The 15,898-nt window shown below is 69.4% G+C and carries 10 protein-coding genes; 2 read left to right on the top strand and 8 right to left on the bottom strand.

From position 1 onward, the window contains the following. Positions 1-4: 4 nt before the first annotated feature. The 4 genes from ACQHIV_RS29065 to ACQHIV_RS29050 form a co-directional block, all read right to left on the bottom strand. Complete coding sequence (locus tag ACQHIV_RS29065) at positions 5-637, bottom strand: class F sortase (RefSeq protein WP_427886975.1); 633 nt, start codon at positions 635-637, stop codon at positions 5-7. Between the two features lie 16 nt (positions 638-653). Then, complete coding sequence (locus ACQHIV_RS29060) at positions 654-7,208, bottom strand: hypothetical protein (RefSeq protein ID WP_427886973.1); 6,555 nt, start codon at positions 7,206-7,208, stop codon at positions 654-656. Between the two features lie 86 nt (positions 7,209-7,294). Further along, positions 7,295-9,058: a hypothetical protein gene (locus ACQHIV_RS29055; protein ID WP_427886971.1), complete on the bottom strand. Its 1,764-nt coding sequence runs from the start codon at positions 9,056-9,058 to the stop codon at positions 7,295-7,297. Between the two features lie 874 nt (positions 9,059-9,932). Further along, a complete protein-coding gene (locus tag ACQHIV_RS29050) occupies positions 9,933-10,763 on the bottom strand; it encodes an NmrA family NAD(P)-binding protein (RefSeq protein WP_427886969.1) in 831 nt (276 codons plus the stop codon). 76 nt (positions 10,764-10,839) lie between these two features. Between ACQHIV_RS29050 and ACQHIV_RS29045 the strand changes: the two genes are divergently transcribed. Both ACQHIV_RS29045 and ACQHIV_RS29040 read left to right on the top strand, forming a co-directional pair. Then, complete coding sequence (locus ACQHIV_RS29045; protein WP_427886967.1) at positions 10,840-11,259, top strand: MarR family winged helix-turn-helix transcriptional regulator; 420 nt, start codon at positions 10,840-10,842, stop codon at positions 11,257-11,259. Between the two features lie 14 nt (positions 11,260-11,273). Then, on the top strand, positions 11,274-11,687 hold the full coding sequence (locus ACQHIV_RS29040) for an N-acetyltransferase family protein (protein ID WP_427886966.1): 414 nt from the start codon (positions 11,274-11,276) through the stop codon (positions 11,685-11,687). Here the strand turns inward: ACQHIV_RS29040 and ACQHIV_RS29035 are convergent. Genes ACQHIV_RS29035 through ACQHIV_RS29020 form a run of 4 tightly spaced genes read right to left on the bottom strand, consistent with a single transcriptional unit; the run spans position 11,684 to position 15,731 of the window. Beyond that, complete coding sequence (locus tag ACQHIV_RS29035) at positions 11,684-12,643, bottom strand: acetylxylan esterase (protein WP_427886964.1); 960 nt, start codon at positions 12,641-12,643, stop codon at positions 11,684-11,686. The genes ACQHIV_RS29040 and ACQHIV_RS29035 overlap by 4 nt on opposite strands. A 4-nt stretch (positions 12,644-12,647) precedes the next feature. Beyond that, positions 12,648-13,106, bottom strand: coding sequence for a hypothetical protein (locus ACQHIV_RS29030; RefSeq protein ID WP_427886962.1), 459 nt, complete (start codon positions 13,104-13,106; stop codon positions 12,648-12,650). Positions 13,107-13,140: 34 nt separating this feature from the next. After that, positions 13,141-14,100 carry a hypothetical protein gene (locus ACQHIV_RS29025; RefSeq protein ID WP_427886960.1) on the bottom strand — a complete coding sequence of 320 codons (960 nt, stop codon included), beginning with the start codon at positions 14,098-14,100 and terminating at the stop codon, positions 13,141-13,143. A 56-nt stretch (positions 14,101-14,156) separates the two neighbouring features. Further along, entirely contained in the window at positions 14,157-15,731 is a 1,575-nt protein-coding gene (locus ACQHIV_RS29020; protein WP_427886959.1) for an LCP family protein, read from the bottom strand. Positions 15,732-15,898: the final 167 nt, after the last annotated feature.

Below are 15,898 nucleotides of genomic sequence, written 5' to 3'. Positions count from 1 at the left end.
GCGCCTACTTCGTGGAGATGAGGTGGGCGGTGACGACCGCGTTGCCGGCGGGCTGGTTCGGCTTCAGCGCGCCGCCGCAGGTGATCAGCCGTAGTTCTGACGGTGTTGTCCGCTTGTAGACGGTGGCCGCGGGCAGCTTTCCCTGCGGGTAGTAGGCGACCGCGCTGACCTTGTACGACGCCGTGCGGCCGTCTGCTCGGCGTACGGCGAACTGGGCGCCTGGTTTGAGCTTTGCCAGCTGTACGAAGACGCCAGGCTCGGTCTTTGAGTGCCTGATGTAGCCGAGCAGCACGGTAATACCCTGCTGGCCGGGTGCCGCTGAGAGGCGGAACCAACCTGCTTTGCCCACCTGTGGTAGCTGGATGTCCTTCTTGTCCTTGGTTGTCCCTAGCTGGACCAGACTGGTGCGGATTCCGAGGCTGGGGACCGACAGGTAGGTGGCTGGCGAGTAGCCGAGTGGTGCGCTGGTTGGAGCGGCGGCTGGCGTCGGCGTTGGCGTGGCCGCGTCAGGCGTGATCGCCATCGGGCCGGTGGCAGTCGGGCCCAGGCTCATCACCAGTACGACGAGCGTGGCCAGGCCGGCGACGGCCGCGGAGGCGATCACGCCTCCGCGACCACCGCGGATCCTCCTTGTCATGAGTTGATCTCCTTGGTCAGGACTCGCTCGGACGCCGGCGTGCCGTGAGGAGCACTGCGCCGAACAGAGTCAGCAGGCCGATGCCGAGCAGCCAACCGTCGACGGTGGTGGCCCCTGTTCCACCACCGGCGCGGACCGGTCCGACCGGCTTCTTGGTGACCTGACTCTTGGTGCTGGGTAGTGCGGTGGTGCTGCCGCGGAAGCGGACCACACCAGTCGCCACGACGCCGTTGCCGGTCGTCGCGGAGACGCCTGTGATGGACACCGGGACTGCCTGCTGCCCGGTGGCTGCGCGCGTACCCAGCCAGCAGAGGGTCGACTGACCCGCTGCGAGCGAGCGGTCCTTGCAGACCAGCCGGCCGCGGTCCGACGTACCGCCGAGGTTGTCGATGCGGTGGTTGGTCGTGTTGGTGACCGGCACGAGTACGCCGGAGTCGGTGGTCCTGCCGCTGACTGTCGGACGGCCGATCACCAATTGGTTCTTGTTCCCAGACGCTGTGCCGTTGGAGGTGGTTGCGCCGGTGTAGAACGCCGTGGTCGCGGCGGACGTCGTACTGCCGTCCGGCCCGGTCGCGCTGGCCGTGAAGGTCGCGTTGTGCGTACCAGGCTGCGCCGTGGTGGTCGCCGTACAGGTAGTGGACTCTCCCGGCCGCAGGGTGCTCTTGGCACATGCCAGCCGGCCGCCCGGGGTGCTCGCGGTGAGGTTGCTGACCCGCGTGCTCCCGGTGTTGCGCACTGGTACGACCACGGTCGCCGGCTTACCCGGCGTAACGCGCGGCCCAGGCCTCCCGGAAGCGCTCTTCCCGTTCACCACCGGCCGACCGACCGTAATCGCAGAGCGGTCCTTGCTGGTGCTGTAGTACGCCGTGGTGCCGCTCGCAACCGGCTCAGCGTTGCCCGCGATGCCCGTTACCTTCACCGGCACCTGCTGGTTGCCCTGGACTGCTGTGGTCGACATCGTGCACGTGGTCGACTCACCCGGCTTCAGGCTCGTCTTGTCGCACGCCATCCGTCCCTGCGGAGTGCTCGCCGCGAGGTTCCTGACCCCGGTCTCACCGGTGTTCGTCACCGGAACGCTGACCGTGGTCCTGTCTCCCGGCCGCACCGCCGGCCCAGGCCGCTGCCCGGCAGGCTTGCCACCCACTGTCGCCCTGCCCACGGTGATTCCCGCCTTACCCGGCGTCCGGTAGTACGCCGTACCGGTCGTGCTGACCGGGGAGGTCCCGCTGGTGCCGCTGACCGTGTACGCGACGCCCTGGTCGCCCCTGCCCGCAGTGCTCGACACGGTGCAGGTGGTCGACTCACCAGGCTGCAGATTGCTCTTGCTGCACGTCATCTGGCCGTGCTGAGTGCTGCCCTTCAGCCCTGCGACCTCAGTACCACCGCTGTTGGTCACCGGGACGGTGACCGTGGTCCTGTCGCCGGGCTTCACGTTCGGGCCGGGCTTGTGGTCGGCCTGCGTGCCGTTGATGGTCGGCGTACCGGTTGTCAGCTTGCCGGGGGTCGGCTTCTTGCCTTGGTAGTACACGGTGCCCGTGGTTGAGACCGGCGTACTTCCGCTGGTCCCGTTGACGGCGTACTGGATGCCCTGGTCGCCGGGCTTCGCGGTGTACGTCGTGCTGCAGGTGGTGGACTGCCCTGGCTGCAGGCTGGTCGCCCCACACTTCAGGGTCCCGTTGCTGGACGTTCCGTGCAGGTTGTCGACGGGGGTGTCCCCGCTGTTGCTGACCGGGACGGTGACGGTGGTCTTGTCGCCGGGCTTCACGTTCGGGCCTGGCTTGTGGTTGGCCGGTTTGCCGTTGATGGTCGGCGTACCGGTCGTCAGCTTGCCCGGGGCCGGCTTCTTGCCCTGGTAGTGCGCTGTGCCCGTCGCGGTGACGGGGGTGGTGCCGCTTGTGCCGTTGACGACATACGGGATGTTCTGGCTGCCCTGGCCTGCGGTTGTGGACATGCTGCACGTCGTGGACTCGCCTGGCTGCAGACTCGTCTTGCCGCACGTCATCGCGCCCCGCGGGGTGGTTGCCGTAAGCCCGTTGACCGTCGTGCCTCCGGTGTTGCTGACCGGGACGCTGACGGTGGTCTTATCGCCGGGCTTCACGTTCGGGCCGGGCTTCTGACCGGCCGGCTTGCCGTTGATGGTCGGCGTACCGGGGGTGACTGTCCCGGCGGTCGGCTTCTTGCCTTGGTAGTAGACGGTGCCGGTGGTGGCGATCGGGGTGCTGCCGCTATCGCCGGTGACGGCGTACTGGATGCCCTGGTTGCCTGGGGTGCTCGTTGTGGTCAGCGTGCAGGTCGTGGACTCGCCTGGCTTCAGGGCGGACTTGCCGCAGCTCATCTGGCCCGAGCTGGACGTGCCCTTGAGGTTGGTGACCTGTGTGTCACCGGTGTTGCTGACCGGGACGGTGACGGTCGCCGGCTTACCCGGGTCGAGCCGCGGACCGGGCTTCTGGCCTGCGGGCTTGCCGTTGATGGTCGGCGTACCCGTCGTGACCTTGCCCGGCTGCTGGGCGTGGTAGTAGACGGTGCCCGTGGCGGAGACCGGCGTACTGCCGGAGGTGCCGGTGACGGCGTACTGGACGCCCTGGTCGCCGGGCTTCGCGGTGTACGTCGTGGTGCAGGTAGTGGACTCGCCCGGCTTCAGGGTCGACTTGCCGCATGTCATCGTGCCCGTGCTGGAGGTGCCCTGGAGGTTGTTCACAGGGTCCTTGCCGGTGTTGCTGACCGGGATGCTCACGGTGGTCTTGTCGCCCGGCTTCACGTTCGGACCGGGCTTCTGGGCGGCGGGCTTGCCGTTGATGGTCGGCGTACCGGTGGTCACCGTGCCCTTGCCCGGGTTGCCCGGCTGATTGGGCGTTGTGCTGCCGCAGGTGCCGTAGTCCTGGGTGCTCACCCAGAGCGGCGTGTACATCGTGCTGCCGCACGCGTTCTGCTGCATCCCGCCGACCAGCGTGCTGGTCTGCTGCGAGGGGACCTCACCGGAGTTCGCGTCCGCCGCGGAGCAGGTCCCGTAGTCCTGAGAGGTTGTCCACAGCAACGAACCCGACTGCGAGCCGCACGCGTTCTGCTGAGACATGAACAACGGAGTAGCCGTCTGCTGCGACGCCGTACCCGCCCCGGGGGTACCGCCGGTGTCACCACCGGCGGTCCCGTTTCCGTGAGCGTCTGCGCAGGTCCCGTAGTCCTGGGTGGTCACCCAGAGCGGAGACCCCGCGCTGCTGCCGCATGCATTCTGCTGCTGCGTCGAGACAGCGGTAGAGGTCTGCTGCGACCCCACCGCCGCACCCGCGGGGGTACCGCCGGTGTCACCACCGGCGGTCCCGCTTCCGTACTCGCCCGCACAGGTCCCGTAGTCCTGCGAGGTAACCCACAAGGGGCTACCTGCAGAGCTGCCGCACCCGTTCTGTTGCTGGGTGGAGACGGCGGTGCTGGTCTGCTGCGACCCGACGGAGCTGTCGTACCCGCCCCGCCCGGCACCGGCCGGGCTGTTGGTCTCCCCGGCGCAGGTGCCGTAGTCCTGCGAGGTAACCCACAAGGGGCTACCTGCAGAGCTGCCGCACCCGTTCTGTTGCTGGGTGGAGACGGCGGTGCTGGTCTGCTGCGACCCGACGGAGCTGTCGTACCCGCCCCGCCCGGCACCGGCCGGGCTGTTGGTCTCCCCGGCGCAGGTGCCGTAGTCCTGCGAGGTAACCCACAAGGGGCTACCTGCAGAGCTGCCGCACCCGTTCTGCTGCTGGGTGGAGACGGCGGTGCTGGTCTGCTGCGACCCGACGGAGCTGTCGTACCCGCCCCGCCCGGCACCGGCCGGGCTGTTGGTCTCCCCGGCGCAGGTGCCGTAGTCCTGCGAGGTAACCCACAAGGGGCTACCTGCAGAGCTGCCACACCCGTTCTGCTGCTGCGTGGAGACAGCAGTCGAGGTCTGCTGCGACCCAACGCTGCTGTCGTACCTACCACGCCCGGCGTTGCCACCGGCCGCGCCGTTGGCCTCACCCGCGCAGGTCCCGTAGTCCTGGGTGGTTACCCAGAGCGGGGAACCAGCCGAGGACCCGCAGCCGTTCTGCTGCTGGGTGGAGACAGCCGTGCTCGTCTGCTGAGAACCGACGGAGCTGTCGTACCCGCCCCGGGCGGTGCCGTTTCCGGCACCACCCGAGCCGTTCGCCTCGCCCGCGCAGGTGCCGTAGTCCTGGCTGGTGACCCAGAGCGGGGAACCAGCCGAGGAGCCGCAGCCGTTCTGTTGCTGGGTGGAGACAGCGGTGGAGGTCTGCTGAGACCCTACGGAGCTGTCGTACCCGCCCCGCCCGGCACCGGTTGAGCCGTTGGACTCTCCGGCGCAGGTGCCGTAGTCCTGCGAGGTAACCCACAGCGGACTACCTGCAGACGAACCGCACCCGTTCTGCTGCTGGGTGGACACGGCTGTGGAGGTCTGCTGCGACCCCACAGACGAGTCGTACGCACCGTGTCCGGCGCTGCCGGTCGCGCCGCTGGTTTCGCCGGCGCAGGTGCCGTAGTCCTGGCTGGTGACCCACAAGGGGCTACCTGCAGACGAACCGCACCCGTTCTGCTGCTGAGTGGAAACAGCCGTGCTGGTCTGCTGCGACCCAACGCTGCTGTCGTATCCACCGCGCCCGGCGTTGCCGCCGGTCGTCCCACGAGCTTCGCCGGCGCAGGTGCCGTAGTCCTGGGTGGTGACCCAGAGCGGGCTACCTGCGGAGGAGCCGCAGCCGTTCTGTTGCTGGGTGGAGACGGCGGTAGAGGTCTGTTGGGACCCCACCGAGCTGTCGTACCCGCTGCGGCTGTTGCCGGTTGTGGACTGCTCGCCGGCGCAGGTGCCGTAGTCCTGGGTGGTTACCCAGAGCGGGCTGCCTGCGGAGGAGCCGCAGCCGTTCTGTTGCTGGGTGGAGACGGCGGTCGAGGTCTGTTGCGACCCGACCGACGAGTCGTACCCGCCGCGGCCCGTGGTGCGGGCGTTGGTGTTGCCTGCGGAGGTGCCGTAGTCCTGCGTGGTTACCCAGAGCGGGCTACCTGCAGAGCTGCCGGAGGCGTTTTGTTGCTGGGTGGAGACCGCGGTGGAGGTTTGCTGCGAGCCGGCTGAGGCGTCGTAGCTGCCGCGGTTGTTGGTGTCGCCTGCGGAGGTGCCGTAGTCCTGGGTGGTGACCCAGAGCGGGCTACCTGCAGAGCTTCCGGAACCGTTCTGTTGCTGGGTCGAGACGGCTGTTGAGGTCTGCTGGGACGACGAGGACTGGTCTGTGGCGTACCTGTACTCGCAGGTCCCGGGTGCTCCTGACGGAGTACCGCAGCTCTGCCGGGCGGTGGGAGTGCCGCCCGTGGCCGAACCGGCCGGTGTGTTGTGGATCGGCGCACCCGTGGTGCCGAGCGGCGTACGACCGCCGGCAGCGCTGCCGGCGATGCTGCTCGGGCCGCCGGTGACGGTACCGACGATGCGGCCGGGACCACCGGAGGTGGCGCCGTTGACCGCGTTCATCGGACCAGCACCGCCGAGCACGCCCGTCGCCGTACCCAACGGCGAACCGCCACGCCCAACAGCACCAGTTGCCGCGTTCAGCGGCGAACTGCCGTTCCCGACAGCACCAGCTGCCGCGTTCAGCGGCGAGCCGCCGCGTCCGACGGCACCAGTTGCTGCGCTGAGCGGCGAACCGCCGTTCCCGACGGCAGTAGTTGCTGTGTTCAGCGGCGAGCCTTGGCCTGTGATGGCGTTGGCTGCTTGTTGCGGGGTGCCGACCGCACCCAGCGTGTTGGTGTTGGCGGGTAGGCCACCGAGTAGGCCTGCCGCGTCCGCGGGCGTCGGGATCGAGCCGGTCGACGGTATGTCGCCGGTCAGGCCCTTCGCCGGGTTGGGTACGCCGTTCGTCGCGACGCGGCGGCCATCGAGAAGGCCTCCGGTCCGTACGGCGTGCCGTGTGTCGACCGGGATCCGGTACGTCGGGGCAGTACGTCCGGAGCGGCCACCGAGAAGGCCGTCCGAGGTGCCCGTCGTACCAGAGCCGCGGCCCTGGTCCTGCTTGACCGAACGCTCGACCAAAGGCTTGACCGACCGCTCGCCCGACGGCTTGGCCGACGACTTGAGAGCCGCCTGCTTCGCCGCGCGGGACTTGCCGTTGGATCGAGGCGTCGACCCGTCGGTCCGTGCCGGCGTGTCGGTCTTCAGGTGCGTCGGACGACCCGAATCACCCTTCGGAGGGCCCGACCCGTCGGCCTTCGCCGGTGCGTCGACCGCGATATGGCGCGGCGTACGCGAGGACTGCACCGTGGGCCGTTGCCGGGTCCCGACGGTGATCGAATGGTCGTCTCCGTTGCCCTGCACGCCGACCGTACCGGTCACCGCGGGGCGCTCCGCGGGGTGAGGTTCCCCCGGAGCAATGGATCGGCCACTGTTTCCGTTCAGTGTGTCGCCCAGGATGCCGCCGACCGTCTGGAGTACGCCGGACGCCGGGTCGGGCTGTGTGGAACGTCCGGTGTCCGCCTGGGCAGCGCCTGCGCCGAGGGCAATCACGCCGCCGGCGAAGACGGCCACTCCGGCCACTCTTCGAACGCTCCGATGGAGCTGGCTTGTCATCTCCTTCTCCCCGTTTCTGAGGGTGTACGGCGGTTGTTCCGCCGCGTGGACTCGTACGCCGGAACAGGTCCGGCACGGGTCACCGCTCAGTCGGGAGAACTCCCCGGTTCGAAGGTCGGGGCGCCCGGCAGCTGCCAGTCGGCGGCGGCCACAACACCGCGCCGGCGCAGGCCGGGAAGATCGGAGGCGGGCGATTCGGACGCCCGCGGCCCGGGGCCTCCACCGAGCTGCGCCGATCCACCGTCCGAAGGGGCTCCGGTGGTGGACGGGCTCGGGAGGCTCCCCGGGCCGGGTACCGGGACCGGCACGCTGCTGCCGCGGTATCCGCCAATACCGAGCTCCGCGTCGCCGGTCCCGAGCTGGTCGTACGACGTGGTGCTGGTCGTACGGGACGAGGCCGGTTGGCCGGCCGGGGCCGTGGTGCCGGCGGGGGTGGTTGCGGGTGCGAGCTGGAATGCCGGGGGTACGGCGATCCGCGAGCCGGCGGGGTAGTCCTGCGCGGAGGTGTGGTCGGGCTGGCCGTTTGCGTCTTGGGCCGTCGGGTCGGTGGCGGGGGTGAGGGGCGGCGGGGTGGTCGGGTCGTCGGTCGGTGCCGGCTCAGTGGTGGGGTCGGAGGGCAGCTCGCGTACGACGGGGTACCCGAGCACCGGCCGCGCAACGCTCGTGACGAGATCGCTGCCGAGCACCGGGGAGGTGAGGTCCCCGACAACCTCGCCACCCAGCACCGGCCGAGTGACACCGGAAACGACCGAACTGCCGAGCACCGGCTTGACGATGCTCGAGACGGTCGGGCTGCCGAGGACCGGCTTGACGATGCTCGAGACGACCGGGCCGCTGAGGACCGGTTTGACGATGCTCGAGACGACCGGGCCGCCGAGCGCTGGCTTGGTGATGCTGCGGACGACCGGGCTGCCGAGGACCGGGCGGATGATGCCGGTGAGGACCCGGCTGTCGAGGACGGGCTTGGAGATGCCTGCGAGGGCCGGGCTGACCGGCGTGGTGAGGCTCGCGACGGCCCGACCGCTGAGAACCGGGCGGGTGATCCTCGTGATGCCTGGCTCGCTAAGGATCGGGCGGGTGATGCTCGTTACGACTGGGCTGCCGAGGACCGGGCGGGTGATGCTCGTGACGACCGACTCGCTCGAGGCCGGGCGGCTGATCCCCGTGGTGACCCGCTCGCTCAGGACTGGGCGGAGGATGCCGGCGACGGGCTGGCTGTTGCGGACCGGGCTGGTGATGTGGCCGGCGGTCTGCTTGCCGAGGCCCTGGCGGGTGGTGTTGGCAGCGAGCTGAGTTTCCAGGACCGCTTGTTCGAGGTCGTCAACCGCGCGGGAGACCGGCTGCGCGATCGCGGTGGTGGCGAGAGGGCGGGTCGCGGACGAGCTGGTGGTGTCGGCGAGGGGACCGGCGAGGTCCGCGATGGTGGCGGGGGTGTCTGGGCGGTCCGGGTTCGTACCGGGGGTGTGGGCGAGCGGGCGAACCTGGTCCCGACCGGCGGTGGTGAGTGGGTGGTCCGGGTTCGCGGGGACGAGGGGGCGAGCCTGGTCTGCGGCGATGGTGCGGGTGTGGGCGAGGGGACGGGCCTGGTCTGTGGCGGGGTGGGCGAGAGGGCGGGGTTGGTCTGTCGGGATGGTGAGGGGGCGGGGCTTGGGGGCGGAGATGGGGTGCGCGGTTTGGTGAGCGCGGGGGGAGGTGGTGGCGGGGTGGGGTGTGGTTGGTGGTTGGGGTTTGGCGAGTGGACGGTGGGTGTGGCTCGGGGTGGGGTGGTTCTTGGGCGTGGTGGCGGGGTGGGCCGGGGAGTGGGTGGGGTGGGCGGCCTTGGCGGAGGTTGGGGGGTTGCGGTGGGTCACAGCTGCCGGGCCGTCCGGGGCGGAGTGGTGGCTCGACGCGGGGGCCGACGGTGAGGGCGTCGGCGGTGCGGAGCGGGTACTCGGCAGCCGGACGGCCGGCAGCTGTGCATCCCGGCCGGAGTGACCGGGGGCCTGCAGCCAGACGGACCCGGATCGGGAGCCGACGGATCCAGCCTGGGCGCCCACGGATCCGGACCGGAGGTCGACGGATCCGGACTGGATATTGACAGGGCCTGGGCGGAGGCCGGCGAGTCCGGAGCGGGTGTTGGCGGGGCCTGGGCGGTGGTCGGTGGGTCCGGCGTGGGTGTTGGCGGATCCGGGGTGGAGGCGGGTGGCTCCGGACGGGGTGTTGGCTGGGTGGACGTTGGTGGGTTCGGGGTGGAGGTTGACGTGGATTGACAGGGAGGGGGTGGGGGTGTTGGTGGCTTGGGCGGTGGTGGTTAGGGCTAGGGCGGCTAGGGTGCCCAGGCCGACGGCGACGAGGGTGCGGCGGGCGACCCGGCCCAAGCCGGGCCAGCCGTTTCGCACGCGGTTGCCTGGGGCAACCTCAGTCGTCGATGCCATCCCCGTGATCCCGTCTGGTCAGTCGGCCGCCCGGTTCGGGTCGGGCCGTCCGTGCAAACCCCTTGCGGACAAGGGGGTTTCGCGACCAAGGGAAGTTCGCGGAGTGCGAAAGGCAGGCGGGCCTCGGAAGCACCGCCGCGCGCGGATCTGATCCTGCGGGTGAGCACTCGGTACGGCGTCTCGATACGCCGTTGCTCGTTGTCGTCGGCATCGGGTTCTCGGTTCCCGAAACCTCCAACAGAAAGCAAAAGTACTACTACCCACCGTTACTGTCCACAGCTGTGAGCAAGTTTCACTGCTGTGACTACTGTCAGAATCCCTTGCCCAATACGTCCGAATGCGCCGAGCACCACTCCGCGTACGTTCGCGGTTCCCGTCCTGTAACCCGCCGTACGACGTCCGTTCGCAGGCCGACGGTGTCCGCGCGCATCAGCTGCAGGCCTTCGACAATCGCGGCCGCGAGTTCCGGTGGCGCGCCGTCTGGATAGCGGAAACGTACCGCGTCCTCGGGTGTTTCGATCGGTCGTACTTCGAGGGTGCGGCCAATCGATGCGCCAAGGATCGCGACCTGTTCCGCGAGTGTCAGCGTCTCCGGTCCGGTGATCGTGTACCACGGTTCGTGGCCATCCTCCAGTAGTACGGCGGCCGCGACCGCCGCGATGTCCGCCGGGTCGACCGGTGCCGCCCGCCCCGGGCCGATCGGGTCCAGGACGTAGCCGCCGGCGCGGATCGTCGGCAGCCAGTCGGTGGTGTTGGTCATGAACCCGGTCGCCCGGAGGAACGTTGCCGGGATCCCCGATCCGAGGATCAGCTGCTCGCGTTCGTGGTGCCAGCGGCCCATCGCGGGGACCGGGTCGCCGAGGACGGCGTACGACGAGAGGTACACGATCCGTCGTACGCCGGCGGTGCGGGCCGCGGTGACGACGTTCGTGGTGTGGGTGAGGCCGGTGCCGGGGACGAGCAGGAAGAGCTTGTCGACGCCGCGCAGGTCGAGCGGCCCGTCGAGGTCCCCGAGCTGTTGCTCGGCGGGCAGATCCGGGCGGGGGGTGCGGACGAGCGCGCGGAACGCGGCGCCGCGCCGGTTGAGCTCGTCGACGAGGGCCCGGCCGACGTGTCCGGTGGCGCCGGTGACCAGCAGCATGGCAAACTCCTTTACCGGTTAACGATTTCGGAAGAACGTTAACCGGTAAACGATCTAGTGGTCAAGGAGTACGCCGGTGCCCGAGTTCCTGGAGCTGCACAGCAGGACGTCCAAGTTGCTGCGCGCCGCCGCCGACAACGCCGTACAACGCCATGGACTGCGGCTCGGGCAGGATCATCTGCTTGCGGCGCTGTGGGCGAAGGACGGCCGTACGCCGGGGGAGATCGCCGCGAGCGTCAACGTGACCACGCCCGCGGTCACCAAGCTGGCGACCCGGATGGCCGAGGCCGGCCTGCTCGAACGGCGTCCGGATCCGCGCGACAACCGGCTCGTCCGGCTCTGGCTGACGCCGGCCGGGCAGGCGCTGCAGGGGCCGATCGAGGCGGAGCGGCAGCAGCTGGAGGACCGGATCACCGCGACCCTCACGAAGACCGAACGAGCGCAACTGATGAAGGCGCTGACGAAGATTCACCAGGCCCTGCTGGACGGCGCCTGACGTAGGTTGGCGGGATGGCGAACACCCGCATGATCACCGTCCCGAACAGCGCCCTGCTCGCCCGTGCCACCCGCACCTTCATGAATGCCGAGGCTGGCCCCGACTACCTCGAAACCCCAGGAACGCTGCTGTTCGTGGCCACCGACGGCGACGAGATCACCGGCTGGTGCTGGGGTTCCCAGCTCGCCCGCCCGGACGGTACGTCGATGCTGTACCTCCATCAGTTGGAGGTCGCCGAGGCGCACCGTCGCAAGGGGATCGGGCGGGAGCTGACCCAGGCGTTCATCCGCGCGGGTCGCGAAGCTGGTGCGACGAAGATGTTCCTCACCACCGGCGCCCACAACAAGGCGGCCCGCACGCTCTACACCTCCTTGGGCGGCGGCCTAGCCACCCAAGGAGCGACCGAGAACTACTGGTTCCTGCTCTAGAGCTTCGCGCCGATCAGCTGGTAGATGTCGTCGTGCGCGCCCGGCAGGTCGTCGTGGCCGAAGTCGGGGTACGTCCGGACTTCCTTCACCGACCCGATCTTGTTGTACGCCGCGAACTGCGTCGACGGCGGGCAGATCTGGTCCTCGAGCCCGACGAACACCGTCACCTCGCCGCGGATCCGCGACGCCAGATGCTGCACGTCGATGTAGCCGAGCGTGGTGAACACCTCGTCCTGCCGCAGATGCCGAGGGTCGCGCTTCCGGAACCAGGTGACGATCTCGTTGTACGGCGCCGTGTCGAGGTTCAGGTCCCACGTGCGCTGGTAGTCGCACAGGAACGGGTACACGCTCGCGGTGTACTTGATCGTCGGCGTGAGCGCGGCCGCGACCAGCGACAGCCCGCCGCCCTGGCTCCAGCCGGTCGTCGCGATCCGGGCCGCGTCGACGTCCGGCAGTCCGCCGATCAGGTCGGCCAGCCGGCGCGTGTCCAGGAAGACGTGCTTGTACAGCAGCCCGTCCGGCCCGTCGTCGAGCCCGTGCACCAGGTGGTTGTGCAGGGAGAAGCTGTTCGGCGCCTGGGACGGCGTACGGAAGGCGACCTGTTCGCGGACGTCGAGCGCCGCGACCGTGAACCCGCGGGCGGCGTACGGCAGCAGGTCGACCCATTTCGGCTGCTCACCGCCGTACCCGTGGAACAGCAGTACGGCGGGCCCGGTCGGCTCGGCCGGGCGCACCACCTTCGCGTGCACCCGGTACCCGCCGGTGCCGTTGAAGTACAGGTGCTGGGCCACGCCGGTGGTCAGCGGGAAGTCGTCGGCGTCGACGAACTTGGCGTCGGCCGGGAGCTCGTCGAGCTCGAGCAGCGCCTTGTCCCAGAACGCGTCGAAGTCCGCGGGCCGCGGGTTCGTGCCCGGGTAGGTCAGGAGTTCGTCGTACGACAGGTCGAAGGAAAGCACCGGATCATTCTGCGCTGCCGGTGTCCTCCGCGGCAGTCCCGTCCCAGATGGTGTACCCGTGGGCCGCGTTCAGCTTGTCGCGCAGCGCGGTCTCCAGCGTGCCGACCTGCTTCGGCGGCAGCCAGGACACCGGCAGCAGGATCGGCTGGTCGGCGTGTTTGGTGCGCAGCACGATCGCCTCGCCGTGCGTGGTCTCGACCCGGCCCACCTCGGTGATGTCGGTCCAGGCGGTCTTGACGCCGCGGACGTCGATCTCCCGGTCCCGCAGCCGCGCGACCTTCGGCGGCCGGGCCAGGATCCACAGCCCGGCGAGCGCGATCAGCCCGCCGAGCGTGACGAACACTGACACCGCGACGGACGGCAGGCCGAACGCCCAGAGCAGGGCGGCCACCCCGAGAATGATCAACCCGGCGGCCAGGATCCCGAGGAATCGTCCCGCCCGCATCCGGTACGTCGTCCGCATCGACACAGGATCTCATCCGCCCCGGGCAGCCGGATCAGAAGGCGTCGGTCTCGGACGACGGCGCGTTGCCGAGCGGGGACTTGGTCAGCGTGACCGTCCACGCGTACTGGCCGCTGAAGATGTCGTCGAACTTCTGGTAGGCGCAGCTCTCGGTGAACCGGCGGTTCTTCGCGTCCCAGTTCGTCCCGGACTTGAAGTACACGTAGTAGTCCTGCTTCCGGAGTCCGTTCAGGGTCGCGCTCTTGTTGGCGCGGACGTAGATCGAGGCCTCCGGCGTGCGCGGGTTGCTGGTGGTGACGACGACCACCACGTCGTTTCCGGAGTTGACGATCTTCAGCGACCCCGGACCACGCGACCCGGACCGCTGGAACACGTCGCCGTTCTCGCCGCGGCCGCCGATCACCGCGGGGGTGGCCGGCTTGGCCGGTACGGACACCGCGCCGAACTTCACGCCCTTGCCGATCGACTGCTGCACGCTCTGCGCCAGCCCCGCGTACGCGGTCCGGATCCCGCTCTTCGCCTCGTACAGCCGGACGTCGGGTGCCTTCGGGAACCCGCAGCCGGTCTTCGTGTCCCCGGCCTTGCTCAGCTGCGTCGCCACGTCCCCGGCGTACGCGTCGAAGGCGTCCAGTACGGCGGGATGCGCGGACACCAGGCCGCTCGGCGGCGTGATCTTCGCGAGCTCGTTGCGCTCGATCACCACCGCGGCCGCGAGTTGCTTGCGACTGGCGTCGAACGCCGCCACCGACGGCGCGTTCATCACCCGGACGACGGCCGGCTTCAGGACCTTCTCGACGTTCGTCAACGCCCGCTGGTACATCGGCACCGAGAGCGCGACCGCGGTCGGCGTCGGCTTGGGCGCCGCCACGGTAGGTGTGGACGACGGCGTGCTGCTGACGGCCGACGGAGTGTCTTTGCTGTCCGGCTTACTGCTGCTGCAACCCGCAACGGTCAGGAGCGAAACCCCGACCAGGACCGCCAACGAACGCCTCACGTCACCCCCAGGTGTGACCAGATTCAATTCTGGTCCAATTGTCTCCTGAGGAAGGTTCAGTTACCGGTGCCGGTCTCGTTCGGGTTGTAGGCGCACGCGTCGTTCAGGTTCTGCGCCGTACCCGGGGTCGCCGTGGTCTTCGTCGGCGTCGGCTTCTTCGTCGTACCGGTGGTCGGCTTCTTGGTGGGCTTCGCGGTCGGCGTACCCGCGACCGGGTTCAGCGACTTCTGGATGATCTGCTGCATCGCCGTGTAGTCCGGGTTCTTGCCGGTGGGGAAGTTCTTGTTCTTGTCCAGGTCGATGTTGGTGACCTTGGCGCTCTTCACCTTCAGCGCGAGCTGGATGAACGCCGGCAGGATCTCCTGCGGGATGTCGGTGCGCAGCAGTTCCTTGCTGGCCTTCGCGATCTCCTGGTAGCTGGTCACCAGCGCCTGCGGGCTCGCGCTGTTCACCAGCGCGTGGATCGTGCAGCGCTGCCGCTCCTGCCGCGACGGGTCGCTCAGCCCGTACCGCCCGCGGGCGAACCACAGCGCGTGGTAACCGTCGAGCTTCTGGTTCGGGCCCGGCTCGATGTAGCCGCTCGGCAACTTGTGCCCGTTCGTCCCCGGACCCTGGCCGTAGTCGCCGCCGATCGGGACCCGGTAGTTGACGTTCACGGTGATGCCGCCGAGCGCGTCGATGATCTGCCGGAAGCCGGCCAGGTTGACCTGCATGTAGTAGTCGATGTCCAGGCCGAGCGCGGCGCTCGCGGCCAGCTTCACCGCGTCCGCGCCCTCGTTGTCGGTCTGGCCGAGGATCCCCGGGTGCGCCTTCGGGATGTTGTCGTACATCGCGTCGAGGTAGTACTCCGGCTGCTCGATGTTGCCCTGGCTCGGGTCCCAGAACCCGTCCGGGTACACCTTGTGCAGCGGCGAGTCCGCCGGGAACGGCATCCGCATCCAGTTCCGGCTGAGCGAGATCAGCGAGGTGTTACCGGTCTTGGTGTCGATGCTGGCCACGATCACCGTGTCGGTCCGGACACCGGTCCGGCCGATGCCGTCGTCGGCGCCGAGCAGCAGCAGGTTCAGCCGCGGGATCTTCTCCCACGGGTCCTTCGCGTTCGTCACCTTCGGCCGGGTCGCGCTCTTGGAGTTGCCCTCGGACTGGAACACGCTGCCGACCAGGTCGCGCTGCGCCATCACGGTCTGCGCCGCGACGGTCGTCGGTACGGCGATCGCGAAGCACAGCAGCCCGACCACCATCGAGCCCGCCAGCCGGCCCGTGTACGTCATGCTCACCGGGCGGATCAGCTTGTGCGAGGCGATCACGACCCAGATCCAGCAGACACCCAGTACGACGACCGCGAAGGTCGCGATCAGCAGCTGCCGCGGGGACACCGCGATCGCGAGGACCGAGTCGCGGTGCGTGAGACCGACGTACGCGCCGATCAGCAGCAGGCCGATGCTGAGCGTCAGGACGAACGCGCCGAGCTTCTTGCGGCCGCCCATCAGCAGCCCGGAGCCGGGGACCAGGGCGCTGACCAGGGTCAGCCCGATCGCCTTCGACGCCGTCCGGGCCCGATGAGAGCGAGGCCGGGATCGGCCGGCGCGTGGCGCCGCCCTCCGGCCGGCTGCGCGAGTACTCCGCGACATAGCTCCGTTCCCTGATCGACGACGTCATTACCTGCCCGTCGGCCGCCGGAGCGACCCACGGTACTTCAGACGCCCACGGCACCCATTTGGTTGACGTGATGCTGGCGACCCCCGTCGATGTTCGCCAGGGTACACATGCACCGGCCGACACACCCAAGGTCCCACAG

Source organism: Kribbella polygonati (assembly GCF_050320105.1).
GTDB lineage: Bacteria > Actinomycetota > Actinomycetes > Propionibacteriales > Kribbellaceae > Kribbella.
Note: the sequence above shows the minus strand (reverse complement) of the source record. Positions and strands in the feature narration are given on the sequence as shown.